This window comes from Stagnihabitans sp., assembly GCF_964946895.1.
On record NZ_CBBQHX010000031.1, the window covers coordinates 18,026 to 39,927 of the forward strand.

A 21,902-nucleotide genomic window follows, 5' to 3' on the forward strand; every position below is an offset into this window, starting at 1 on the left:
AATTCATCCAGGTCCAAATATCCAACTCCGCCGCCTGTGACAGGCGCCGAAGGTGGATATTTGAGCCCGGATGAAGGGGCAATCACCACAGATGGGCGACGTGGGGCGCGATGAGGCGGCTGTATATGTCGCGCGCGGCGTCCATTGTGGCGGGGGTAAGCGCGGGCAGGGCGTCGGCCTGGACGTTGGCTTGGCTTTGCGCCTGGGATTTCGCGCCGGGAATCACCACTGACACGGCATCCGCCATCAAAATCCAGCGCAGCGCAAAGGCGGCCATTGTGGCACCATCGGGGACCAGCGGGCGCAGTTCCTCGACCGCTTGCAGGGCAACGTCATAGGGCACGCCCGAGAAGGTCTCGCCCTTGTCAAACGCCTCGCCATTGCGGTTGAAGCTGCGGTGGTCATCGGCGGCGAAGGTCGAGGCGGCGGACATCTTGCCGGTCAAAAGCCCCGAGGCGAGCGGCACACGGGCGATCACCGCCACATTCGCGGCCTTGGCAGCGGCAAAGAAGGCGTCGGCAGGGCGCTGGCGGAACAGGTTGTAGATGATCTGCACGGACACCACGCCGGGGTGCTGGATCGCCTCCAGCGCCTCGTCGATCTTCTCGACCGAAACGCCGTAGGCGGCAATCTTGCCCTTGGCTTTCAGGGTGTCGAGGGCCTCATAGACCCGGGCATCGCCATAGACGGCGGTCGGGGGGCAGTGCAGTTGCACAAGGTCAAGGCAATCCATCGCCAGATTCGCGCGGCTGCGGTCGATGAAGGCTTCAAGATGGGCAAGGTCGTAACCCTCGGCCACATGGGGGTTGAGCCTGCGGCCCGCCTTGGTCGCAACGTAAGGCCGCGATTGATCGCGGCCCCGTTCCGCCAGAACCGCCGCGATAATCCGCTCGGACCGCCCGTCGCCATAGACATCCGCCGTGTCGATGAAATTCACGCCCGCATCCAGCGCCGCATGCAGGGTGGCCTTGGCATCGACCTCTGTCACCTCGCCCCAGGTGCCGCCGATGGCCCAGGCCCCAAAGCCTATGCGGGTGGCGGGAAATCCGGTCTTGCCGAGGGGATTGGTGGTAAGGGTCATGGTCTTCTCCTGTTGCAGGCGCAACCTAGTCTGATGCGGCGTCTTGTCCAAGGGCTTCCGGTGGCGGGCGAAGCGCGATAGGAGGGGGCATGTTGACGGTGCAGGATCTGAGTGTTGCGCGCGGCGGATTGGCCGTGCTGGAGGGGGTGGGCTTCAGCCTGTCGCCCGGCAAGGTCTTGATTTTGCGCGGGCCGAATGGCGCAGGCAAGACGACGTTGCTGCGCACCCTGGCCGGCCTGCAACCCGCGCTGGAGGGCCATATCGCGGCCGAGCCCGAGACGATCACCTATTCCGGCCATGCCGATGGGTTGAAGGCCACGCTGACAGTGATGGAAAATCTGGCCTTCTGGGCCTCGGTTCACGGGCAAGGTGCGGTGGAGCCTGCGATTGTCGGCATGAACCTTGCATCCCTGCGCGACCGCCGGGCGGCGGACCTGTCGGCGGGGCAGAAGCGCCGTCTGGGGCTGGCGCGGCTGATGGTGACAGGACGCAAGCTCTGGCTGATGGATGAGCCGACGGTGTCGCTGGATGCGGCCTCGGTCGCCTTGTTCGGCGCCATGCTGCGCGGGCATCTGGGGCAGGGCGGGGCTGCGATTGTCGCCACCCATATTGATCTGGGCTTGCACGAGGCCGAGGTGCTGGACTTGACCCCCTTCCGGGCCTCGCAGAAACGAAAGGGTGCGTTTGACGAGGCTTTCGCATGAAGGCGCTCATGGTCAGGGATCTGCGTCTGGCGATGCGGGCGGGCGGTGGCTTTGGCCTTGGGCTGGCCTTCTTTCTGATGGTGGCGGTGCTGGTGCCTTTGGGTGTCGGACCCGAGGGCGCCTTGCTGTCCAGGATTGCGCCGGGAATTCTGTGGGTGGGCGCACTTTTGGCCTGTCTTCTGTCGCTGGACCGCATGTTCGCGCTGGATTTCGAGGATGGCTCGCTGGACCTGATGGCCGTCTCGCCGCTGCCTTTGGAGGGCGTGGCCGCGATGAAGGCCTTGGCACACTGGCTGGTGACGGGGCTGCCCTTGGTGGTGATCTCTCCGGTGCTGGGGCTGTTGCTGAGCTTGGAGCCCTCGGGCTATGTCTGGCTGGTGGCCTCCTTGGCATTGGGGTCGCCCGCACTCTCTTTGATCGGGGCGTTCGGCGCGGCCCTGACGGTGGGATTGAAGCGCGGCGGGTTGATCCTGTCGCTGATCGTGCTGCCGATGTACGTGCCGACGCTGGTCTTTGGCGCAGAAGCCGTGCGACGCGGGGCGGCGGGGACGGATGCGATGATCCCGCTGTTGCTGCTGGCGGCGATTTCGCTGGGGTCGGCGGCGATCCTGCCCTTCGCCTGCGGTGCCGCCATACGGGCGAACCTGAAGTGAGGGCCAATCTGAAATGCGAAACGGAATTGACGGTCTGACGTTTCTTTGACTTGCAAACCCGTCGCCCCTTGGGCAAGGAAAGTTCATGTCGATCTGGGAATATGCCAACCCCAAGAAGTTCATGCAGACCTCGGCCTGGGCCTTGCCCTGGGTGTCCGGGCTGGCGGTGCTTTTGCTGGGCGGCGGGCTGATTTGGGGCTTCTTCTTCACGCCCGATGACTACAAGCAGGGGGCGACGGTCAAGATCATCTACCTGCATGTGCCAAGTGCGATGATGGCCATCTCGGCCTGGTTCATGATGCTGGTGGGCTCGTTGATCTGGCTGATCCGGCGCCATCATGTCAGCGCCTTGTCGGCCAAGGCGGCCGCCCCGGTGGGGCTGACCTTCACGGTGATTGGCCTCGTGACCGGGGCGATCTGGGGAGAGCCCATGTGGGGCACCTGGTGGGCCTGGGATCCGCGCCTGACTTCGTTCCTGATTCTGGGCCTGTTCTATCTGGGCTATATCGCGCTTTGGGCGGCGGTGGAGGATGCCGATACCGCGGCGGATCTGACCTCGGTCCTGTGCATCGTGGGGTCGGTCTTTGCCTTCCTGTCGCGCTATGCGGTGCTGTTCTGGAATCAGGGGCTGCATCAGGGCGCTTCAGTATCGGTGGTGCAGGGCAGCGATCAGGTCGACAATGTCTATGGCGCGCCCTTGGCGGTTTGCGTTGCGGGGTTTGTCCTCTTGTTCGTCACTCTGGTCCTGCTGCGCACCCGGACGGAAATCCGCGCCCGCCGGATCAAGGCGCTGATCGCGCGCGAAAGGGCTGCTCCATGATGCCGGACCTTGGGAAATATGCCGGAACGGTGCTGGGCGCCTATGGCGCAGCTTTGGCGCTGCTGGTGGCTTTGATTGCGCTGACCCTGTGGCAGGGCGCGCGGATGAAACGGACGCTGGACGAGGTCGAGCGTCGAGAAGGAAACACCTGATGGCATTTCGACCTTTGATCCTGCTGCCGCCCCTGGCTTTCGCGGCGCTGGCCGTGGCGTTCTGGGTGGGCATGCAAAAGGGCGACCAACCCTTGCCCTCGATGCAGATCGGGCACGAAGCGGCAGCCGTTCGTGCCTTGGCTTTGGGCGATGGCCCTGTGGTGACCGATGCCGATCTGCGCAAACCCGGCGTCAAGCTGTTGAATTTCTGGGCCAGCTGGTGCGAACCCTGCCGGATCGAACATCCGATGCTGGAAAAACTGCACGAAGAGGGTGTCGTGATTTACGGCATCAATTACAAGGACAAGCCCGAGGATGCGCTGAAGTTCCTTGGGGACAACGGCAATCCCTACACGCAGCTGGGCGCGGATCCCGGGCCGATGGCGCTGGATTGGGGCGTCTATGGCGTGCCCGAGACCTATGTGATTGACGGCAAGGGGCAGGTTCTGCTGCGGCTGGCCGGGCCGATCACGGCGGAGAACCTGGAAAGCCAGGTGCGGCCGGCGATGGCCAAGGCGGCGCAGTAACGGATCTTCTGCGAAAATCCAGAAAACGAATTTTCGTACGAAAATTCGACCGTCGATTTTTCGTACGAAAAATCGTGCCTCAAAACCGGATGGCGATCGGGCCGGAATGGCAGATCACAACCAGTTGGCTGCCGGCTTCGATCAGGTGAAAGCCCCGCGCCCGCACCGAGCGTTCGAACACATCCAGCCCGATTTCCGCTTCGACCCACTGCTTGGACCGACGCACAACCCCGCCTGAAGCGGCGGATTTGGCGCTGAAGATGTGGTTCAGCCAAAGATCGGGGTTGATGGCGCGCGGTGTATCCATGGGGCAGTTCTAACCGCCCCATGGTTAACAAGGTGTTTACTCGGAACGGGCCCGGCGCCCGCCTCGACGGCCCGAAGTGGCAGCGGTGGCCGCCGCCGAAGCTTCGGCAAAGCTTGCCCCGGCCTCGACCGCCTCGATCACCTTGGCGAAGCGAATCCATTCGCCGCCATTGGCATCGTGGTTCATCAGGAAGTTGGCGGCACGGATCGCCTCCATTTCCGGGGCGCGCACCGGGTTCATGATGGCAGAGGTCATCCCCGCCCCAATCGCCATCGGCAGGAAGGCGGCGTTGACGCCATGCCGGTGCGGCAGACCGAACGAGATGTTCGAGGCGCCGCAGGTGGTGTTCACGCCCAGCTCTTCGCGCAGACGGCGGACCAGCGCGAAGACCTGCTGACCGGCCGAGCCCATGGCCCCCACCGGCATGACCAGCGGGTCGACCACGATGTCATGCGCCGGGATGCCGAAATCGGCGGCACGCTCGACGATCTTCTTGGCCACGGCAAAGCGCACGTCAGGGTCCTGGCTGATGCCGGTGTCGTCGTTCGAAATCGCCACGACCGGCACGTTGTACTTCTTGACCAGCGGCAGGATGCGCTCCAGCCGTTCTTCCTCACCCGTCACCGAGTTCAGCAGGGGACGACCTTCGCAAGCCAGCAAGCCCGCCTCCAATGCCGCCGGCACCGAGCTGTCGATGCACAAAGGCACGTCGACCACGCCCTGGATGATCTCAATCAGGCGCTTCATCAGTGGCGGCTCGGTGAAGTTGTTGTCGGCATAGCGCGGGTCCACGGCCATCTTGTTGGTAAAGACCGCGCCCGAGTTCACGTCGAGAAGATTGGCCCCGCAGGCCACCTGCTCCAGCGCGTCGCGGATGACGGTGTCGAAATTGTCCATCTCCAGCTCGGCGGCCAGCTTCTTGCGCCCGGTGGGGTTGATGCGCTCGCCGATCACGCAGAAGGGTTCGTCAAAACCGATGATCACGGTTTTCGTTTTGGATTCAACGACGGTACGGGTCATTCTTGATCTTTCCTCTTAAGCGTTGGCCGGAACGCCAGCGGCGCCGCCGTTGTCAGTCACCCATTGGGCATTGGTCTTGATGCCGCCCAGCGGGAAGAAATGGACCTGTTCGATGTTGAAGCCCGGGGTTTTGGCCTTGTGGGCCGCCAGCGCCGCCACCACGTCGGTCGGTTCATAGGGAAGCAGCAGCTTGGTCACATCCATCGCGCGCTTTTGCAAGACCTTGAGCGAGGGACCCACGCCGCAGGCGATGGCGAACTTGATCAGGGTCTGCAGCTTGGCCGGGCCCGCGATGCCGATATGCACCGGGATCGAGACACCCGCCGCCGACAGCTTGTTGGCCCATTCGATCACCGGGGCCGCGTCAAAGCAGAACTGGGTGGCCAAGGCGAATTTGGCATCGGAGCGCTTGGTGTAGGCGTCTTTCCACGCCAGCGCCTTCATCACCACCGCATCGCCGCCGTCCTTGTCGATGTCCTTGTTGCCTTCGGGGTGGCCGGCGAAATGCAGACGGGTGAAGCCGTCAAACAGGCCGGTTTCCACCAGCTGCATCGAATTGTCGAAATCACCCGCCGGGGTGGAAACGCCACCGCCCAGAAGCAGCGCCTCTTTCACGCCCGCCTCGCCCTTGTAGCGCGCGATCCAGTCAGCCAGCGTCGCCTTGTCCTTGATGATCCGCGCCGGAAAGTGCGGCATCACCTCGAACCCTTCGCCAGAGATCCGCTTGGCGGTGGTCACCATGTCCTCGATGGGCGTGCCCTCGATATGGGCGATGTAGACGCGGGTGCCCTTGGGCAGAAGGGCGCGAAAATCCTCGACCTTCTCGGCCGTGCGCGGCATCACCTCGATGGAATAGCCTTGCAGGAAAGCCTCCACATCGTCGGAAACGGTCGCGGGCGCGGTATCGCGGCGGAAGTTGAACAGGGCCATGTCGTGTCCTTTAGGGCGTGATGCGGAAGGTGGTCGCCGGTTTTCCTCGAAGATCACGCGACCACTGAAAATGGATCAGGCTTTTGCCCAACCGTCGGTGGAGATGAGGCTTTTCAGACGGTCGATGTCATAGGTGGCTTCGATCTTGGCGGCTTCGGCTTGCGCCACCTCCATCTGCTCGCCTTCAACGGTGAAGGGTGCAGCCTTGCGCCATTCGGCCAGATAGGCGTCGGCATCCTTGGCGCCGATCTTCATCGCGACCCGGTCGATTGCCTGTTCGAATCGCTCCGACAGTTTGACCTTGGCGCCGGACCGTCCCTTGCCGACGATGATCTGGGCAGGAATGTCGCGCCAGTAAACGATGGTGACTTCGGGCATGTCTGTGATTCCGGCGTGATGATGTGGCCCCCTGTGTAGCGCCGATTTGCGACAGCCGATGCCGGATTTCGACATGGGAACGCGAGGATGCGACGAAGTCCATTGCAGGCTTGAGCATGGGGCGCATCAGGGCTAGCATGGGGGCAACCACAGATGGAGGGCGGCGATGACGCCCCAGCGTCCCCCGGGGGCGGACGCACAAGCGCATGAGGTCGATCCTGTGACGGGATCCCTGATGCCTGAAATGTCTGGCCCCCTTACGACCGGATCAGGGCTTTATGCCGCCGTTGATCTGGGAACAAATTCGTGCCGGATGCTGATTGCCCAGCCAAGGGGCAGTCAGTTTCTGGTGGTGGACAGTTTTTCCAAAACTGTCCAGCTTGGCGCCGGGCTTGAGGCGTCGGGGAAGTTGTCACGCGCTTCGATGGGCCGCACGATTCAGGCATTGCGGATCTGCCAGAAGAAGATCGAGAAGCACGGTGTGCGCCGGATGCGGCTGGTGGCAACAGAGGCGTGCCGCAGGGCCAGAAACTCCAAGGATTTCATCCGGCAGGTGCGGCGCGAAACCGGCCTGATGGTGGAAATCATTGCCGCCGAGGAAGAGGCCCGTCTGGCCGTCATCTCTTGCGCGCCACTGGTGCGTCGGGAATCGGAACAGTTGCTGATCGTCGACATTGGCGGTGGGTCGACTGAACTGGTCTGGATCGACCTGTCCGCTGTGGCCCCCGAGGATCGTCCGCGCTCGATCATGCGGCTGTCGTCGGGCTTTGACCGGCAGGGGGCGGGCGATGCGCGGGTGGTGGACTGGATCTCGGTTCCGCTGGGGGTTGCCACGCTGAAGGACCAGTTCATCGATGTCGAGGATGACGCGGCGCGGTTTGCCCTGATGTCGTGGTTCTTCGAGGAATCTCTGGCGAATTTCTCTCCGGCCTCGGCCGCGCAGCCGCGCAAGGGGTTCCAGATCATCGGCACCTCGGGCACCGTCACGACGGTTGCGGCATCGTTTTTGGGGCTCAGGCGCTATGATCGGGCGAAAGTCGATGGTTTGGTGATGAGTTCCGACCAGATCGACCTTGTCATCCGCGACTATCTGGCGCTTGGTCCGGACGGACGCAGGACGGACCCGCGCATCGGGCGTGACAGGCATACGCTGATCATGTCGGGGGCGGCCATCCTGCAGGCGCTGATGCGCATCTGGCCCACCGATCAGCTTTCCGTAGCCGATCGCGGCCTGCGCGAGGGGCTGTTATATGCACAGATGAGCGCCGATGGCGTTCTGGAAGACGGACCGTTTGAATGACTGAAGTGAATGACTCTGGCCGGGGACGGCGTGATCTGCGGATCAAGGTGAAGACGGCGAAGGGGCGCAAGCTTTCGTCAACACTGTGGCTGGAACGCCAATTGAACGACCCCTACGTGACCAAGGCCAAGCGCGAGGGCTTCCGGGGCCGCGCCGCCTACAAGATCATGGAACTGGACGACAAGTATGGCTTCCTGAAGCCGGGCGCCCGCGTGGTTGACCTTGGCTGCGCGCCGGGCGGCTGGTGTCAGGTGGCGGTGCCGCGCGTCAACTCGTTGGGCGAAAAGGCGAACAAGCCGATTGGCACCATTCTGGGCATCGACCTGCAAGAGATCGAGCCGATTGCCGGGTGTGAACTGCACCAGCTCGACTTCCTGTCCGAAGATGCCGATGCCCTGGTCAAGGGCTGGCTGGGCGGCAAGGCCGATGTGGTGATGTCAGACATGGCGGCCTCGGCCTCGGGGCACAAGGGCACCGACCACTTGCGCATCATCGCCCTGGTGGAAGCCGCGCTGGACTTTGCCTTCGATGTGCTGGACGAGAACGGAACCTTCGTCGCCAAGGTTCTGGCCGGCGGGGCAGAGCTGGAAATGCAGAACCAGTTGAAGAAGGCCTTCCGCAAGGTGGCCAATGTGAAGCCCCCCGCCAGCCGCGCTGATTCGTCCGAAAAGTTCGTGGTGGCGCAGGGCTTCCGGGGCCGGCCGGGATCCGTCACGCAGGAGTGACCTTCGCCCGATTGCAGCTGCGCATCCGGCTGAAATGACAAAGGGCACCCAAGGGTGCCCTTTTGCGTCCTGTCGCTGATCCCGATCAGCCCGCCCAGGTGCGAACCGGTCCACAGTCCATATGAACGAAGTTCGAACGGTAGTAGTGGCCGACACCCCCGGCATCACAGGCAACCGCGGCGGCGTACATCTGGCCGACGGTACGCGATTTCAGGCGAAGGTCGGCCGCCATGCCTTGGATATGAAGGGAATTTTTCGCAACGCCATGCGATTCAGAGCGAAGAAGGGCGTTGGTGGCCGGTGTCCGATAGCCAGACAGCAGCATGTAGGGTTCTTTCACGCCCAGCAGATGGTGGGTCGCGGCGATGATGTCCATGTTGTGCGGGTTCATGTCGATGGTGGAATCGACGCGAAGATCGCGCATGAAGTGGCTGATTTGCTTGACGACCTCCGGGATGTAGTTACCATCCACCCAGTAGATCGCATTCACCGTCTCACCGGATCGGCCCGAGTACATGTTGACCCGTCGCACGTCGCCAGCGCCCTTCAGAAAGCCGGTCGCCTTGGCGTAAGTGGGTGCCGCTACCACGATGCTCGCTGCAAAGACGCGCAACAACGAGCGCCGCGAAACCCCTGCGTCATGTGTATCCATCATTGATCAGCCTGTCCCGTTTGCCGTGCTGAACCGTCTTTTCGACGGCTTTGTTGCTGCTTCATCCCCAAAGCGCATCGTTCTAATGCCATAGTTTTTCCAAGCTCCCAACAGGCATTTCTGTCGCATCCGGGCAGTTTGGCCGCGATAGGCAAAAATTCGCTGAATTCAAGGGCAGCATTCCGCCGAGATTGCGCTTAAAGTTCAAGTGATCAAATTGCGACAGACGTCGGGGCGGCTGCGATTGAAAGCCCGGGTGAGGTTTGCAAAGGCAGGGATTTACGGATACCTTTGGTGCAACAGAAGATCAGCGCGGGCGCGCACGAAGCCCGACAAGGGAATTGTGGCAATGACGATTGTGACAAGCAGGCGGAATGTGTTGCGGGCGATGACCTCTGCCCTGGCCTTGGGGGCGGCACTGCGGGCTGGCGTCGTTTCCGCCTCGACCCTGCCTTCGGCCTTTACGCAGGCTTTGGCTGCGGCCGCCGGTCAGGACGCCGTCATCTCGGGCTTTTACCGCGACCGGGCCTATGCCACGCTGTGGACCGGCCCGACCGACGCCGCCCGGCGCGCGGCGCTGCTGTCCGCCTTTGACACGGCCGCCGATCATGGCCTGCCGGTGCCGCGCTATGACGCCGCCGCCCTGCGCCAAGCCTTTTCCAATGCCCAGACCGAGGGGGATCTTGGCCGTCTGGAAGTGGCAATGTCGTCAGCCTATCTGGCCTTCGCCCGCGACCTGTCTTCCGGTGCGCTGGAGCCTGGCAAGGTGGACGACGGCATCAAGCGCGTGATCCCGCGGCCCGATCCGGCGCTGATCCTGTCGCAGGCCGATGGCTATGACTTCGCCGGCTATCTGGCCGGCCTGCCGCCGTCCGAGCCGGAATATGCCCGTCTGATGGCTGAGAAATTTGCGTTGGAGGATCTGATCGCCGCTGGCGGCTATGGCCCGACCATTCCGGTGGCCGAGATCAAGCTGACCGCGCCGGCCGATGCCGTCACCGCGCTGCGCGACCGACTGGTGGCCTTAGGCCATCTGGAACGGTCCTTCACTGTCACCTATGACGCCGACATTCAAGCCGCCGTGCAGCGATTCCAGCTGAACAACGGCATCACGCCGGATGGCGTGGCCGGCAAAGGCACCGTCGTGGCCCTGAACGTGCCTGCCGAAGACCGCCTCAAATCCGTCGTCGTCGCGATGGAGCGGCTGCGCTGGATGGGCAATGTTGATCTGGGCAAGCGGCATATCTGGGTCAACCAGCCGGATTTCACCGTCAAGGTGGTTGACGATGGGGCGACGACCTTCGAAAGCCGCGTGGTCATCGGCAAGATCGGCGCAGACACGCAAAGCCCGGAATTCTCTGACAAGATGGAGTTCATGGTCATCAACCCGACGTGGTCGGTGCCAAGGTCCATCGTCGTCAAGGAATACCTGCCGCAATTCCAGAAAGACCCAACGGCGCAAAGCCAGTTGCAACTGCTGGACCGCACCGGCCAGATCGTCGACCGCACCACCGTTGATTTCGCGTCCTTCACGCCCGACAACTTCCCCTTCGCGCTGCGTCAGCCGCCCGAGGATGGCAATGCCTTGGGTAAGGTGAAGTTCATGTTCCCCAACCCCTACAACATCTACCTGCATGACACGCCGACCAAGTCCTTGTTCTCCCGGGAAGTTCGGGCGTTCAGCCATGGCTGCATCCGGGTGGGCGCGCCCTTTGACTTCGCGTATTTCCTGCTTAGCCGGCAGTCGGACGATCCCAAGGGCCTGTTCGCCAGCTATCTGCACACCGGCAAGGAATCGACGCTGAACCTGGATCAGCCGATTCCGGTGCATCTGGTCTACTTTACCGCCTGGCCGGATGATCAGAACCGCATCGGCTATCGGCGCGACATCTATGGCCGCGACGCGAAGCTTTTTGCCGCGCTCAAGGACGCCGGGGTGGCGCTGGCGGGCGTTCAAAGCTAATCAGACCGGCGGATCTACCCCCGGACGGAGGCGCTTGTGGCCCATAGACTCGCACAGATAGCGACCGCGATTGGCGCGCCCTTCGAAGGCGACGGCGACCTGCTGATTGCAGGCGCCGCAGAACCGGCCATGGCCGGGGCGCAGGATCTGGCGCTGGCCACCAACCCGAAATATGCCGAAGGGCTGAAGCTGGGTCAGGCGCGGGCGGCGCTGCTGTGGCCGGGCGCGGACTGGCGTGCCCTTGGCCTGCAGGCCGCGATCTTCGCGCCGCGCGGCCGGCTGGCGATGGCGGGCTTGACGCAGGCTTTGGACATGGGGCCAGCGATTGCGCCGGGCCTGCATCCGATGACCGTGGTCGATCCCTCTGCCGAGATTGGCGCGGGGGCCGCAATTGGACCTTTCGTGACGATTGGGGCTGGCGCCAAGATCGGGCCTCGGGCCCGGATCGCCCCGCATGTCTCGATTGGGGCGGGTGCTGTGATTGGGGCAGATGCGCTTCTTCTGGAAGGCGTGCGCATTGGTCATGGCGTGCAAATCGGCGACCGGGTGATCTGCCAACCGGGCTGTGTGATCGGCTCGGACGGGTTCTCTTTTGTGACGCCAGAGGTTTCGGGGGTTGAAGAAATCCGCGCAACCCTTGGAATTCGCGGCGATATTCGAAAACAAGAGTGGCACCGCATCCATTCCTTGGGCGCCGTCGTTCTGGGCGATGATATCGAGATCGGCGCCAACAGTTGCATCGACCGGGGCACAATCCGCTCTACCACGATCGGCCATCGGACCAAGATCGACAATCTGGTGCATATCGCCCACAACGTGACGATGGGCGAGGATTGCCTGATCTGCGGCATGGTGGGCATTGCAGGCTCGGTTCGCATCGGCAACCGGGTGGTGTTGGCGGGGCAGGTCGGGGTGGGCGACAATCTGTTCGTCGGCGATGACGTGATCGCCGGGGCGGCATCCAAGCTGATGACAAACACGCCGGCAGGGCGTGTGGTGCTGGGCTATCCGGCCATCAAGATGGACAGCCATATCGCGCTGCAAAAGGCGATGCGCCGGCTGCCGCGCCTGTCCGGCCGTCTGGCCGCGATCGAGGCGCGTCTGGGTGCCGTGGACGAGGCCGAGGAATGATCCGCGACCGGATCTTGCAGATCCTTGCCGCGCAAGCCCTGATCGACCCGGCCGACCTGCGGCTGGAGGCGCGACCGGCGGAGCTGGGGTTGGACAGTCTGGCGATGGTCGAGTCGATCTTCGCGCTGGAAGAGGCGTTCGACATCACGATCCCCTTCAACGCGCAGGACCCGGCGGCCAACAGCTTTGACACCTCCACCATCGGTGCCATCGTGACGGCGGTCGAGGCTTTGGTGCGGGGCTGATGGCCCGGGTGGTGATCACCGGGGCGGGGACGGTCAACCCCCTGGGCCATAACGTGGCGGCCACCTATGCGGCGATGGCCCGGGGGCACTCGGCGATTGCACCGCTGGTTTTGGCCGACCTGGATCGGCTTCACGTGAAGATCGGCGCGCAAGTCACGGGTTGGACAGGGGAATTTGACCGCAGCGATCTGGTGTGGATGGATCCTTTCGCGCAATATGCCGTGGCCTCGGCCCGGCAGGCGATGGCGCAGGCGGGCTTGGGATCGGTGCCGGGCGCCGGGGTGAGCATCGGTTCGGCCGGGGGGGGATTGCAGACGGTGGATGACAATTACCGGGCGGTCTATCAGGCGGGCAAGAACCGGGTCCATCCGTTCACCGTGCCACGGCTGATGGCCTCGGCAGCCGCCTCGCTGGTGGCGCGGGATCTGGGGTTGATGGGGCCAAGCTATACGGTGGCCTCCGCCTGTTCGTCGTCCAACCATGCCATTGGCCAAGCGTTTCAGATGATCCGCGCCGGACTGGCGCCGGTGATGCTGGCCGGCGGGTCGGATGCCATGCTGTGCTTTGGCGGCATCAAAGCCTGGGAGGGGTTGCGGGTGCTGTCAGAGACCGCCTGCCGCCCGTTCTCGAAAGGCCGCGACGGCATGGTGATGGGCGAGGGCGCTGCGGTCTTCGTGCTGGAGGACCGCGATCACGCGCTGGCGCGCGGGGCCACGCCCTTGGCCGAGGTGGCGGGCTTTGCGGCAACGACAGATGCCGGCGACATGGTGCAGCCTTCGGTGGCGGGGGCGGTGCGCGCCATGCGGCTTGCCTTGCAGGATGGCCACCTGTCCCCGGCAGAGATCGGCTATATCAACGCCCATGGCACCGGCACCGCCGCCAACGACCGCTGCGAGGCAGAAGCGATTGTTGAGGTCTTTCAAACCTCTCCGCCGGTTTCTTCGACCAAGTCGCTGCATGGCCACCTGATCGGCGGGGCCGGCGCGGTGGAGTTGCTGGCCTGCCTTTTGGCCCTGCAAACCGGTGTCCTTGCGCCGACCGCTGGCTACCTTGGACCGGATGCGGCCTGTCCGGTTGACCTTGTGACAGAAAAAAGGACAGCCGCGGTGACGGCTGTCCTGTCAAACTCTTTCGCCTTTGGCGGGTTGAACGCGGTGCTTGCGCTCAGGCAGGCGTGATCACTTCTTGATCTTGGCGGCTGCGTCCGCGATGGCCTGATAGCCGGCCGAGAACCCCTTGAGCGAAACGGCCACAACCACGGTCTTGTCGGGCGCTGCGGCCGGAACGATGGTGACGGTGGCGTTGGTGCCCTTCTTCAGCGTCGCCAGATCATCCGCCGTGAAGCCGACCTTGGCAATGCAGCCCGCCGCCGTGCAATACGAGAAGGGGTAGATCTTGGCCACGGCCTGATCGACGGCAATGCGCAGGTTGGCGGTCAGCAACGTCTCCAGCGGCACCAGAACGGTGGCGCCCAGAACGGCTTGGCCACCATCGGGCAGGGTGAAGAAGCTGACTTCGGCGGTGGGATTGCCGGTTTGGTCCTTCAAAAGCTGGTAAAGCTGGCAGGGGTCGGACCCGTCCGCCGTCTTGACGCAGCGCTGTTCCCAGTCATCGAACTTGGTGGCAAGGTAGACCCCGCCTATGGCCGCTTGCGCCTGACCGGGGATCCCGTCGGTGACACCCATCGACACGCCATTGGCCGGGGCGGTCGCCTGCGCCGGATCGGGCGGGGTGATCGTGGCGGTGGTGGTCTGGGCCATCGCGGCACCGCTCCATCCGGTCAGGGCGACCGAGAGGGCGAGGCCAAGGGCGAGGCGGGAAAAGGGGAGTGTCATGGTGGTGTCCTTGATCAGCTGCAGCGCGGCTTTGGGTTCCGGTTTGGCCTGCCTTAGCACGGCCCCGGCCGCCCCGTCAGGCCCCAAATCGCAGGCTGCGGCACACTGGCGAAAGCTTGCGCAAGGGGTGTGACAAAAAGTCACGGCAAGCCGTTGTTCAAAAAAAGAAAAAGGGCCGAGGCACGGCCCTTTCTCATTGTATTTTTTTGCTCCCTGTCGGACTGGCCGACTTGATGACGGGACGCTAGATCGGTTTCACAAAATCGTCAACTGGGATTTTGCACCGTCTCGATCAATTCGCGATGAGCTTGCGGTTTGAAAAGAATGGATATTCCGCATCACCCGAAAAAAGGCCGCACCCGGGGGTGCGGCCAGTCTGACAGGGAGGAAGTATCAGGCGGCGACAGGTCGCTGGCCTGATCAGATCAATCTGGCAGAAGAAGGTTAAGAATGTATTCTCTGTCGCTAGGACCGGTGTTTTTTTGAGGGGATTCAGATGACGGACAGCATTTTTGTGGGCGGCGGCGGTGAGGGCTATGCCGAGGCGCAGAGCCTTTTGCTGAAATACGGCAACCGGCATGGCCTGATTGCGGGCGCCACCGGAACTGGCAAGACCGTGACGCTGCAAGTGCTGGCCGAGGGGTTTTCAGCGGCGGGTGTTCCGGTGTTCATGGCCGATGTGAAGGGCGATCTGTCGGGGATCGGGGCGGCGGGCTCGGTCAGCCAGAAGTTGAACGATGCCTTCCAGAAGCGCTCGGCCGTGATCCACCACGATCTGGTCTATCGCACCTATCCGGTGACCTTCTGGGATATCTGGGGGACGAACGGCCATCCGATCCGCGCCACCGTGGCCGAGATGGGGCCCTTGCTGCTGGCCCGGATGCTGGAGTTGAACGAGACGCAGGAAGGCGTGCTGAACGTCGCATTCCGGCTGGCCGACGAAGAACAGTTGCCGGTGCTGGACCTGAAGGATTTGCAGGCGCTGCTGGTCTTCGTCTCGCAGCACGCCGACGAGATTTCGCAGAAATACGGGCTGGTGGCGGGCACCTCGATTGCCGCGATCCAGCGCCAGTTGCTGGTCTTGGAAAATCAAGGTGCTGTGGAGATGTTTGGCGAACCGGCGCTGGATCTGGCGGATCTGATGCGGGTGGATGGCTCTGGCGCGGGGATGATCAACGTGCTGGCGGCGGAAAAGCTGATGCTGACGCCGCAGCTGTACGCGACGTTCCTGCTGTGGCTGCTGTCAGAACTGTTCGAGACGATGCCCGAAGTGGGCGATCCGGACAAACCGAAACTGGTGTTCTTCTTCGACGAGGCGCACCTTTTGTTCACCGATGCGCCCAAGGCCTTGATTGCCAAGGTGGAACAGGTGGCGCGGCTGATCCGGTCCAAGGGGGTTGGGGTCTATTTCATCAGCCAGAACCCCGCCGATATTCCCGAGGTGATCCTGGGCCAGTTGGGCAACCGGGTGCAGCACGGCCTGCGCGCCTTCACGCCCAAGGATCAGAAAGACCTGACCCAAGCGGCGCAGACCTACCGGCCCAACCCGGCCTTTGACACGGCCAAGGCCATTCAGGAGGTGGGGACGGGCGAGGCCGTAACCTCGTTCCTGGAAGACAAGGGCATTCCGGGCATCGTGCAGCGCACGCTGATCCGCCCGCCCACCTCGCAGGTCGGGCCGATTGATCCGGCGACGCGGGCGGCGATCATCGCGGCCTCGGCCATGGGGGCGAAATATGGGGCGACGGTGGATCGGGAGTCGGCTTACGAGCGGTTGAAGGCGCGGGCCGATGCGGCGGCGCAAAGCCCGTCGGCACAGGTGCCGCAGCCGACCGGTGCCGGTGCCGCGCCACAGCCGCAAAATGACGGGCTGCAACACGCCCGGCGCTATGGTGGCCCAGTCGGCGGCGGGGCCACGGCAGCGCCGCGTGCGCCCTCCAGCCGGACGGACTCGTTGGGCGACGCTTTCGCCAAAAGCTTTGCCCGCCAATTGGGCAGCCGCACCGGGCAAGCAGTGGTGCGGGGGATTCTGGGAGGGCTTTTCGGTAAAGGTTGAACAAATCGGCACATTCCAAAGATGATTTTCCACAGTGGAAACGAATTTTGGTCACCTTTGGAGGGCAAAGTACGGCCAACGCCATTGTGGATAGTAGGCCAACATGACCCTCTCAGCCGCCGAACAGTATTTGCTTGAATTGATGAACCGCGCGCGTCTTGATCCTTTGGGCGAAGCTGCGCGGTTCGGGATTGATCTGAACAAGGACCTTGCGCCCGGCACCCTGACCGGGAATGCCAAGCAGGTGCTGGCCCCGAACGCCCTTCTGCAGGCCGCAGCGGACCGCCATTCGATCTGGATGCTGGATCAGGACACGTTCTCGCACACCGGGGCGGGGGGCAGCAATCCGGGTCAGCGGATCTCGGCGCAGGGCTATTCCTTCTCTGCCTGGGGCGAGAATCTGGCCTTTGTCGGGTCGACCGGGGCGGTGTCGCTGGAAGGCAGCATTGCAACGCTGAACCAGAACCTGTTCCTGTCGTCCGAACACCGGACCAACCTGATGAACGGCGTCTACCGCGAGGTGGGGCTGGGGGCTCAGACCGGCGTCTTCACGCAGGGTCACACCGCCTTCAACTCTGCCATGCTGACCGAAGATTTCGGCCTGTCCGGCTCTGCCCGGTTCCTCACCGGCGTCAGCTACACCGACCGCAACAACGACAATTTCTACTCCATCGGCGAGGGCAAGGCCGGGACAAGCTTCCATGTTGGCACCGCGACCGGGGTTTCGGCGGACGCGGGCGGCTATGCGCTTGCGGCGGGAACCAATGCCGTCACGCTGGTCACCGGCACGTCTGGCACGGTGGCCTTCCAGGCCGATGTCGACATGAGCCATGGCAACGTCAAGCTGGACGTGGTGGACGACACCACCTTCATGACCTCGGGCAACATCACCCTGATTTCCGGCATCCGCAATGTGGATCTTCTGGGGGTCGGCAATCTGAATGCCACCGGAAACGCGGCGGGCAACCATCTGGATGGCAATGCGGGCAACAACACCCTGTCGGGCAAGGGCGGCAACGATGTGCTGTCAGGCTTTGGCGGCAATGACACGCTGAAGGGCGGTCTGGCCAGCGACACGCTGAACGGCGGCACCGGCAATGACGTGCTGTCGGGCAGCCGTGGGGCCGATACCTTCGTGTTCAGCGCCGGGTTTGGCACCGACAAGATCACCGACTTCAGCCTGGCGCAGACCGACCACCTGAGCCTTGATCACACGCTGTGGAGTGGCAGCAAATCGGCGGCCGATCTGGTCAGCCAATTCGCCCATGTCGGCACCGGAGAAGTCTTCTTCGACTTCGGCGGCGGCAATCAGATCCATCTGGCCGGTTTGACCACCTTGACCGGGTTGGACAGTGCCCTCCAGATCCTGTGAGGCTGCGGGCCGGGCAACCGGCCCATCCTCTGCCCGCTAGAGCTTGCGCACCTTGATCCGGGTCAGGCGGTTTTCGCGCCGTGTCACCACCTCGAACCGGAAGCCGTGGAAGCTGAAGGCCTGACCCTGGGCCGGGATCATCTGCGCCTCGTGGATCACCAGCCCGGCCACGGTATTGGCCTCGTCATCGGGCAAGGACCAGTCGGTGGCGCGGTTCATGTCGCGGATCGTCATGGCGCCATCGACGAGGAAGCCACCATCTTCGGTTTTCTTGACATTGTGGGTGCTGTCAACGACGTCGAATTCGTCGGTGATCTCGCCCACGATCTCTTCCAGGATGTCTTCCAGCGTGATCAGGCCCTGCAGGGTGCCGTATTCATCGACCACCAGCGCGAAATGCGTCCGGCGTTTGAGGAACTCGCGCATCTGTTCATCCAGCGTCGTGGTGTCGGGGATGAAGTAGGGCTTCATCGAGACCTTCACGATATCAAGGCTTTCCATCGCCTTCTGATGGCTGTCATGGATGTGGTCCAGCCGCTCCACCTCGCGCAGCAGGTCCTTGGCGTGGATGACGCCAAGGATATTCTCGTCGCTGCCGCGGTAGACCGGCAGCCGCGAGTGGGAGGAGGCGAGGACGCGCGAGACGATTTCCTCGGCGGGCAGATCAGCGTCGATCATCTCGGTCTCGCGGCGGTGGCGCATGATCTCATCCACGGTGCGGTCTGACAGGTCCAAGGCACCGAGCAGGCGGTCGCGGTCTTCCTTTTCCACCGCACCTTCGAAATGGCCCAGCGAAATGGCCCCGGCGATTTCTTCGCGCAGGGCAAGGATGCGGCTGTTGGGGTCGGCGCGCAGGCCGAAGATGCGCAGGATCAGGCGGACGAAGGCACGCACCGTGGACACGACCGGGGTGAACAGCAGGATCAGCACTTTGATCGCCGGGCCGACCAGCACGGCCACCGGGACGGGCGAGATGATGGCCACGGTTTTCGGTAGGACTTCGGCGAAGACCAGCACCAGCACAGTCACCATCACGGTGGCCAGCGCCACGCCATTGGTGCCGAACAGGTCGGTCAGAAGCGCCGTGGTCAGCGAGGCGGACAGGATATTGGCAACGTTATTGCCCAAAAGCAGCGCGCCGATCATCCGCTCGCTGTCTTCGGTCACGTCAAGGGCGGCTTTGGCGCCTTTCGATCCCTTGTCGGCTTGCGCTTTCAACACCCCGCGCGAGGCGGCGGTGAGGGCGGTTTCGGACCCCGAGAAGAAGGCTGACAGCAACAGCAGTCCCGTCACCGCCAAGGCGGTCAGCACGATGGTGGCGTGGGCGGCGATCCAGTCCATTTTATCCTCAAGTCTTTGTCGGGGTCTTCTTTGACGTCGCAAGCGGGTGGTGGTTCAGGACCAGCTCTTTGAGCTGGTCTTCCAGAACATGGGTGTAAATCTCTGTAGTCGACAAGTCGGCATGGCCCAGAAGGGTCTGGATCACGCGCAGATCGGCGCCATTGGCAAGCAGATGCGTGGCGAAGGCATGGCGCAGCACATGGGGCGAGACGCGGGCCGGGTCGAGACCGGCTGTCAGCGCCATGTCCTTGATCAGGCCGTGGAATTGCTGGCGCGTCAGGTGGCCGTCTGCCCCCGAGCCGGGGAAAAGATGACGGTTGGGCGCTTTGCCGACCTTGCGGGCGGCATCTTCCTGTGCATCGCGCAGGAGGATCCATGCGGCCAGCGCCACACGGGCCGGTTCGGACAGGGGCGCCATGCGCTCCTTGTCGCCCTTGCCCTTGACAAGGATCATGCGGGGGTTGCCGCGCACCGCGGCCAGCGGCAGCCCCACCAGTTCGGACACCCGCAAACCCGTGGCGTAAAGCAGTTCCATCAAGAGAAGATTGCGCTGACGGTCTTGCGGGCTGCGTCCGGTCTTGGCGGCAGCGGTCAGAAGGGCGGTGACATCGTCCTGCGACAGGGTCTTTGGCAGGTGGCGCGAGGCACCGGGGCCGTGGATTTGCAGGGCGGGATTGTCGGCGCGCCAGCCCTCTTCATGGGCAAAGCGGTAGACCTGACGGATCGCCGACAGACGCCGGGCACGGGTGCTTTGCGACAGGCCCTCGGCCTCGCAGCGCACGAGGTAGTCTTCGACGTCGCAGCGCTCTGCCACGGCCAGGGTTCGGGGGGCAAGGAAGGCCGCGAAGGCCAGAAGATCGCGGCCATAAGCTTCTTGCGTGTTGCGCGCGGCGTTGTGTTCGGCGGCATGGGCCTGCAGGAAGGTGGAAATCCAGCGTTGACTGTCACCGGGGGCGGAGGAGGCCGGCATTATCCGCGCCGGTCCAGCAAGATCATCTGCAACCCGGTGCGGCGGGCGACGTCTTCCAGCCCAAGTTTGTGCAAGGTGGACAGGCCTTCGGTCACGGCATGCAGATCACCGGCCTCGCCCTGCCGCAGCAGGACCATGGCTTGCAGGATCGCCTCGCCGATGCGGCCCTGATCAATCAGGGCCTGCAGATCGGTGGGGACTTGCGGCTGGGTAAAGGCGGTGAAGATGGCGGTCGACAGATCATCGGTGGGCGTGGCCCCCGCCATCTGGCCGCGGGCCAGGGCCAGCAGGAAATTGCCCGACGCATCGGTCCCGGTCAGGCCCTGCGTCAGCTTTTCATAGTCGGGCGACAGCAGCATCACCTCACGCGCGACGGTTGCCGCCTCGCCGGTCAGCGACAGTCCGGCGAGTTGCGGGGCGAACAGCGTTGCGAAGGGCACCTCAAGTTCGGCCTGTTTCATCATGGCCCAGGCTGGCGGCAGGCTGCGTTCGACCGCCTTGGCATTGTGCGCGGTCAGCGCGTCATCGACGGCCTGAAACGCCGCCACCCGGTCCCAGACCCCGCCCGAGGCGGCAGGCTTTTGCTGGGTGTAAAGGCCCAGAAGCATGTTGGGCGCGACCGAACCCGACCGCGCCAGCCGCTCTACCGCGTCCAGTTGCGCCTTCCAGCCAGCCTGATCGGACAGATCGGCATAGGTGAAGGCCACGGGAAGGGTGGTGTCGGGCAAAGGCTCGCCAATCGCCTCGTAGATGCGGAAGACCAGCGGCGTCACCGGGTTGGGCATGATCGGCGTGATGCCGGTGTCATCCAGTTCGGGGTTCATGAAGCGCGTCAGCAGGGCGGCTTCTTCCGGGCTGACCGTCCCCAGCGCCTTGGAGGTGTCCAGCGTCAGCTGCGCCGTCTCGAAATCGCCAGCCCGTGCCAGACAGAAGATCCGGGTCGGCAGGGCCGGGGCCAGACCGGGCGCGGTCTTCAGGGCCTGACAGGCGCGATCCTCGTCGCCGATCAGCAGCGCCACGTCAAAATAGCGCCGGAAGATTTCCGGCGAGCGGGCCGCCCCTGCGGTGTCCAGCAAGGCCCGCGCCTGATCCAGCGCGCCCATCTTCATCAGCGCATCGACCCGCGCCAGAAACATGCTTTCGCCCGGCGGCGTACCGATTGGCGGGTCCGCCTCGGCCAGAAGCAGGGTCAAGAGCAGGCTTTGCAAGGCGGGCAGATCCTCGGCGGTGTTCTGCGCCAGCAGGGTCGAGATGTCGGCGACCGTTGCCATGCCCCACAGGGCCTGCGGCAGACCGGTGACGGTGGCAGGCAGGATGCCAAGGCTGTCCGTGGTGTCAGCGCCCAAGGGTTGAACGGTAACACCCTCGGGTGCCACGCCCTGACTGACCGGAGGCTCGACCGTCTTGGGCATCGCGGCGGGGGTCACAAGCGACTGGCTCAACCAGTCGATTGCCGACAGCGGCTGTTCGGCCTGCGCCGCAAGCGGCACGGCAGCCAGACAAACCGCAAAGACCCCGCCCTTAATCGGCATGCAGCGACACCGGCAATTTCACCTCGGCCGTGGCAGGCGAAAGGTCCGCCAGATAGGCATAGCCCACCAGCACCGCAAACCCGATGATGGCCAACACCAGCACCGCCGTAATCAGTCGTCCCATATGGATCGCCCTCTATCGCCTGTTCCTGCACCTCTGCCGGAGCCCACTTGCGGGGCCTTGATCCGACAACGCGAATATATATGG

At 63.7% G+C, this 21,902-nt stretch carries 24 protein-coding genes; 13 read left to right on the forward strand and 11 right to left on the reverse strand.

Annotation, left to right across the window (positions count from 1 at the left end; translation table 11 throughout):
- Positions 1–82: 82 nt before the first annotated feature.
- Complete coding sequence (locus AC1Y2B_RS17355) at positions 83–1,081, reverse strand: aldo/keto reductase (RefSeq protein WP_482254374.1); 999 nt, start codon at positions 1,079–1,081, stop codon at positions 83–85.
- 89 nt (positions 1,082–1,170) lie between these two features.
- Between AC1Y2B_RS17355 and ccmA the strand changes: the two genes are divergently transcribed.
- The 5 genes from ccmA (at position 1,171) to AC1Y2B_RS17380 (ending at position 3,937) form a co-directional block, all read left to right on the forward strand.
- The gene (gene ccmA, locus AC1Y2B_RS17360) at positions 1,171–1,785 is read left to right on the forward strand and encodes a heme ABC exporter ATP-binding protein CcmA (protein ID WP_482254375.1); all 615 of its coding nucleotides are present in this window, start codon (positions 1,171–1,173) and stop codon (positions 1,783–1,785) included.
- Entirely contained in the window at positions 1,782–2,438 is a 657-nt protein-coding gene (ccmB, locus tag AC1Y2B_RS17365; protein WP_482254376.1) for a heme exporter protein CcmB, read from the forward strand. The genes ccmA and ccmB overlap by 4 nt, the downstream gene beginning before the upstream one ends.
- A gap of 85 nt (positions 2,439–2,523) precedes the next feature.
- Positions 2,524–3,258 (forward strand): heme ABC transporter permease, encoded by a 735-nt coding sequence (locus tag AC1Y2B_RS17370; RefSeq protein ID WP_482254377.1) that lies wholly within the window; start codon positions 2,524–2,526, stop codon positions 3,256–3,258.
- Positions 3,255–3,410, forward strand: a complete 156-nt coding sequence (gene ccmD / locus AC1Y2B_RS17375) for a heme exporter protein CcmD (protein WP_482254378.1) — start codon at positions 3,255–3,257, stop codon at positions 3,408–3,410. The genes AC1Y2B_RS17370 and ccmD overlap by 4 nt, the downstream gene beginning before the upstream one ends.
- Complete coding sequence (locus AC1Y2B_RS17380; protein ID WP_482254379.1) at positions 3,410–3,937, forward strand: DsbE family thiol:disulfide interchange protein; 528 nt, start codon at positions 3,410–3,412, stop codon at positions 3,935–3,937. The genes ccmD and AC1Y2B_RS17380 overlap by 1 nt, the downstream gene beginning before the upstream one ends.
- 79 nt (positions 3,938–4,016) lie before the next feature.
- Here the strand turns inward: AC1Y2B_RS17380 and AC1Y2B_RS17385 are convergent, their stop codons facing one another.
- From AC1Y2B_RS17385 to AC1Y2B_RS17400, 4 genes are all read right to left on the reverse strand, one after another.
- Positions 4,017–4,244, reverse strand: coding sequence for an N-(5'-phosphoribosyl)anthranilate isomerase (locus AC1Y2B_RS17385; RefSeq protein WP_482254380.1), 228 nt, complete (start codon positions 4,242–4,244; stop codon positions 4,017–4,019).
- 36 nt (positions 4,245–4,280) lie between these two features.
- Positions 4,281–5,264: a methyltetrahydrofolate cobalamin methyltransferase gene (locus tag AC1Y2B_RS17390; protein WP_482254381.1), complete on the reverse strand. Its 984-nt coding sequence runs from the start codon at positions 5,262–5,264 to the stop codon at positions 4,281–4,283.
- Positions 5,265–5,279: 15 nt separating this feature from the next.
- Positions 5,280–6,194, reverse strand: coding sequence for a methylenetetrahydrofolate reductase (locus AC1Y2B_RS17395; RefSeq protein WP_482254382.1), 915 nt, complete (start codon positions 6,192–6,194; stop codon positions 5,280–5,282).
- A gap of 75 nt (positions 6,195–6,269) precedes the next feature.
- Complete coding sequence (locus AC1Y2B_RS17400) at positions 6,270–6,572, reverse strand: virulence factor (RefSeq protein WP_482254383.1); 303 nt, start codon at positions 6,570–6,572, stop codon at positions 6,270–6,272.
- Positions 6,573–6,807: 235 nt separating this feature from the next.
- Here AC1Y2B_RS17400 and AC1Y2B_RS17405 point away from each other — a divergent pair, with 235 nt between their 5' ends.
- Positions 6,808–7,872: a Ppx/GppA phosphatase family protein gene (locus AC1Y2B_RS17405; RefSeq protein ID WP_482254408.1), complete on the forward strand. Its 1,065-nt coding sequence runs from the start codon at positions 6,808–6,810 to the stop codon at positions 7,870–7,872.
- Complete coding sequence (locus AC1Y2B_RS17410) at positions 7,869–8,597, forward strand: RlmE family RNA methyltransferase (protein WP_482254384.1); 729 nt, start codon at positions 7,869–7,871, stop codon at positions 8,595–8,597. The genes AC1Y2B_RS17405 and AC1Y2B_RS17410 overlap by 4 nt, the downstream gene beginning before the upstream one ends.
- An 85-nt stretch (positions 8,598–8,682) precedes the next feature.
- Here AC1Y2B_RS17410 and mepK read toward each other — a convergent pair whose 3' ends face one another.
- A complete protein-coding gene (mepK, locus tag AC1Y2B_RS17415; RefSeq protein ID WP_482254385.1) occupies positions 8,683–9,252 on the reverse strand; it encodes a peptidoglycan L,D-endopeptidase MepK in 570 nt (189 codons plus the stop codon).
- A 346-nt stretch (positions 9,253–9,598) separates the two neighbouring features.
- On the opposite strand from mepK, the gene AC1Y2B_RS17420 reads away from it, so the two are divergent.
- The 4 genes from AC1Y2B_RS17420 to AC1Y2B_RS17435 are packed head-to-tail and all read left to right on the forward strand — an operon-like array spanning position 9,599 to position 13,766.
- A complete protein-coding gene (locus AC1Y2B_RS17420) occupies positions 9,599–11,212 on the forward strand; it encodes a L,D-transpeptidase family protein (protein ID WP_482254386.1) in 1,614 nt (537 codons plus the stop codon).
- A gap of 36 nt (positions 11,213–11,248) precedes the next feature.
- Positions 11,249–12,343 carry a UDP-3-O-(3-hydroxymyristoyl)glucosamine N-acyltransferase gene (lpxD, locus tag AC1Y2B_RS17425; protein WP_482254387.1) on the forward strand — a complete coding sequence of 365 codons (1,095 nt, stop codon included), beginning with the start codon at positions 11,249–11,251 and terminating at the stop codon, positions 12,341–12,343.
- Positions 12,340–12,588 carry an acyl carrier protein gene (locus AC1Y2B_RS17430; protein WP_482254388.1) on the forward strand — a complete coding sequence of 83 codons (249 nt, stop codon included), beginning with the start codon at positions 12,340–12,342 and terminating at the stop codon, positions 12,586–12,588. The genes lpxD and AC1Y2B_RS17430 overlap by 4 nt, the downstream gene beginning before the upstream one ends.
- Positions 12,588–13,766, forward strand: coding sequence for a beta-ketoacyl-[acyl-carrier-protein] synthase family protein (locus AC1Y2B_RS17435; RefSeq protein ID WP_482254389.1), 1,179 nt, complete (start codon positions 12,588–12,590; stop codon positions 13,764–13,766). The genes AC1Y2B_RS17430 and AC1Y2B_RS17435 overlap by 1 nt, the downstream gene beginning before the upstream one ends.
- Here AC1Y2B_RS17435 and AC1Y2B_RS17440 read toward each other — a convergent pair whose 3' ends face one another.
- A complete protein-coding gene (locus AC1Y2B_RS17440) occupies positions 13,767–14,423 on the reverse strand; it encodes an invasion associated locus B family protein (protein WP_482254390.1) in 657 nt (218 codons plus the stop codon).
- 496 nt (positions 14,424–14,919) lie between these two features.
- Here AC1Y2B_RS17440 and AC1Y2B_RS17445 point away from each other — a divergent pair, with 496 nt between their 5' ends.
- Positions 14,920–16,479: a helicase HerA-like domain-containing protein gene (locus AC1Y2B_RS17445; RefSeq protein WP_482254391.1), complete on the forward strand. Its 1,560-nt coding sequence runs from the start codon at positions 14,920–14,922 to the stop codon at positions 16,477–16,479.
- 103 nt (positions 16,480–16,582) lie between these two features.
- Positions 16,583–17,851, forward strand: a complete 1,269-nt coding sequence (locus AC1Y2B_RS17450) for a CAP domain-containing protein (RefSeq protein WP_482254392.1) — start codon at positions 16,583–16,585, stop codon at positions 17,849–17,851.
- A gap of 36 nt (positions 17,852–17,887) precedes the next feature.
- On the opposite strand, the gene AC1Y2B_RS17455 is transcribed toward AC1Y2B_RS17450, so the two are convergent.
- The 4 genes from AC1Y2B_RS17455 to AC1Y2B_RS17470 are packed head-to-tail and all read right to left on the reverse strand — an operon-like array spanning position 17,888 to position 21,818.
- The gene (locus AC1Y2B_RS17455) at positions 17,888–19,192 is read right to left on the reverse strand and encodes an HlyC/CorC family transporter (protein ID WP_482254393.1); all 1,305 of its coding nucleotides are present in this window, start codon (positions 19,190–19,192) and stop codon (positions 17,888–17,890) included.
- A 7-nt stretch (positions 19,193–19,199) separates the two neighbouring features.
- Positions 19,200–20,162: a site-specific tyrosine recombinase XerD gene (locus tag AC1Y2B_RS17460; protein ID WP_482254394.1), complete on the reverse strand. Its 963-nt coding sequence runs from the start codon at positions 20,160–20,162 to the stop codon at positions 19,200–19,202.
- Positions 20,162–21,694 carry a hypothetical protein gene (locus AC1Y2B_RS17465; protein ID WP_482254395.1) on the reverse strand — a complete coding sequence of 511 codons (1,533 nt, stop codon included), beginning with the start codon at positions 21,692–21,694 and terminating at the stop codon, positions 20,162–20,164. Before AC1Y2B_RS17465 ends, AC1Y2B_RS17460 begins: the two co-directional genes overlap by 1 nt.
- The gene (locus tag AC1Y2B_RS17470; protein WP_482254396.1) at positions 21,684–21,818 is read right to left on the reverse strand and encodes a hypothetical protein; all 135 of its coding nucleotides are present in this window, start codon (positions 21,816–21,818) and stop codon (positions 21,684–21,686) included. Before AC1Y2B_RS17470 ends, AC1Y2B_RS17465 begins: the two co-directional genes overlap by 11 nt.
- Positions 21,819–21,902 lie beyond the last annotated feature (84 nt).

Excerpts from the sequence above, each read along its gene's own strand:
- ccmB (WP_482254376.1), top strand. The coding sequence starts at position 1,782 with ATGAAGGCGCTCATGGTCAGGGATCTGCGTCTGGCGATGCGGGCGGGC.
- AC1Y2B_RS17395 (WP_482254382.1), bottom strand. The coding sequence starts at position 6,194 with ATGGCCCTGTTCAACTTCCGCCGCGATACCGCGCCCGCGACCGTTTCC.
- ccmA (WP_482254375.1), top strand. The coding sequence starts at position 1,171 with ATGTTGACGGTGCAGGATCTGAGTGTTGCGCGCGGCGGATTGGCCGTG.
- AC1Y2B_RS17460 (WP_482254394.1), bottom strand. The coding sequence starts at position 20,162 with ATGCCGGCCTCCTCCGCCCCCGGTGACAGTCAACGCTGGATTTCCACC.
- mepK (WP_482254385.1), bottom strand. The coding sequence starts at position 9,252 with ATGATGGATACACATGACGCAGGGGTTTCGCGGCGCTCGTTGTTGCGC.
- AC1Y2B_RS17420 (WP_482254386.1), top strand. The coding sequence starts at position 9,599 with ATGACGATTGTGACAAGCAGGCGGAATGTGTTGCGGGCGATGACCTCT.
- AC1Y2B_RS17455 (WP_482254393.1), bottom strand. The coding sequence starts at position 19,192 with ATGGACTGGATCGCCGCCCACGCCACCATCGTGCTGACCGCCTTGGCG.
- AC1Y2B_RS17405 (WP_482254408.1), top strand. The coding sequence starts at position 6,808 with ATGCCTGAAATGTCTGGCCCCCTTACGACCGGATCAGGGCTTTATGCC.
- AC1Y2B_RS17445 (WP_482254391.1), top strand. The coding sequence starts at position 14,920 with ATGACGGACAGCATTTTTGTGGGCGGCGGCGGTGAGGGCTATGCCGAG.
- AC1Y2B_RS17465 (WP_482254395.1), bottom strand. The coding sequence starts at position 21,694 with ATGCCGATTAAGGGCGGGGTCTTTGCGGTTTGTCTGGCTGCCGTGCCG.
- AC1Y2B_RS17355 (WP_482254374.1), bottom strand. The coding sequence starts at position 1,081 with ATGACCCTTACCACCAATCCCCTCGGCAAGACCGGATTTCCCGCCACC.
- AC1Y2B_RS17430 (WP_482254388.1), top strand. The coding sequence starts at position 12,340 with ATGATCCGCGACCGGATCTTGCAGATCCTTGCCGCGCAAGCCCTGATC.
- AC1Y2B_RS17380 (WP_482254379.1), top strand. The coding sequence starts at position 3,410 with ATGGCATTTCGACCTTTGATCCTGCTGCCGCCCCTGGCTTTCGCGGCG.
- AC1Y2B_RS17385 (WP_482254380.1), bottom strand. The coding sequence starts at position 4,244 with ATGGATACACCGCGCGCCATCAACCCCGATCTTTGGCTGAACCACATC.
- AC1Y2B_RS17440 (WP_482254390.1), bottom strand. The coding sequence starts at position 14,423 with ATGACACTCCCCTTTTCCCGCCTCGCCCTTGGCCTCGCCCTCTCGGTC.
- AC1Y2B_RS17410 (WP_482254384.1), top strand. The coding sequence starts at position 7,869 with ATGACTGAAGTGAATGACTCTGGCCGGGGACGGCGTGATCTGCGGATC.
- AC1Y2B_RS17470 (WP_482254396.1), bottom strand. The coding sequence starts at position 21,818 with ATGGGACGACTGATTACGGCGGTGCTGGTGTTGGCCATCATCGGGTTT.
- AC1Y2B_RS17370 (WP_482254377.1), top strand. The coding sequence starts at position 2,524 with ATGTCGATCTGGGAATATGCCAACCCCAAGAAGTTCATGCAGACCTCG.
- AC1Y2B_RS17390 (WP_482254381.1), bottom strand. The coding sequence starts at position 5,264 with ATGACCCGTACCGTCGTTGAATCCAAAACGAAAACCGTGATCATCGGT.
- AC1Y2B_RS17450 (WP_482254392.1), top strand. The coding sequence starts at position 16,583 with ATGACCCTCTCAGCCGCCGAACAGTATTTGCTTGAATTGATGAACCGC.
- AC1Y2B_RS17400 (WP_482254383.1), bottom strand. The coding sequence starts at position 6,572 with ATGCCCGAAGTCACCATCGTTTACTGGCGCGACATTCCTGCCCAGATC.
- AC1Y2B_RS17435 (WP_482254389.1), top strand. The coding sequence starts at position 12,588 with ATGGCCCGGGTGGTGATCACCGGGGCGGGGACGGTCAACCCCCTGGGC.
- ccmD (WP_482254378.1), top strand. The coding sequence starts at position 3,255 with ATGATGCCGGACCTTGGGAAATATGCCGGAACGGTGCTGGGCGCCTAT.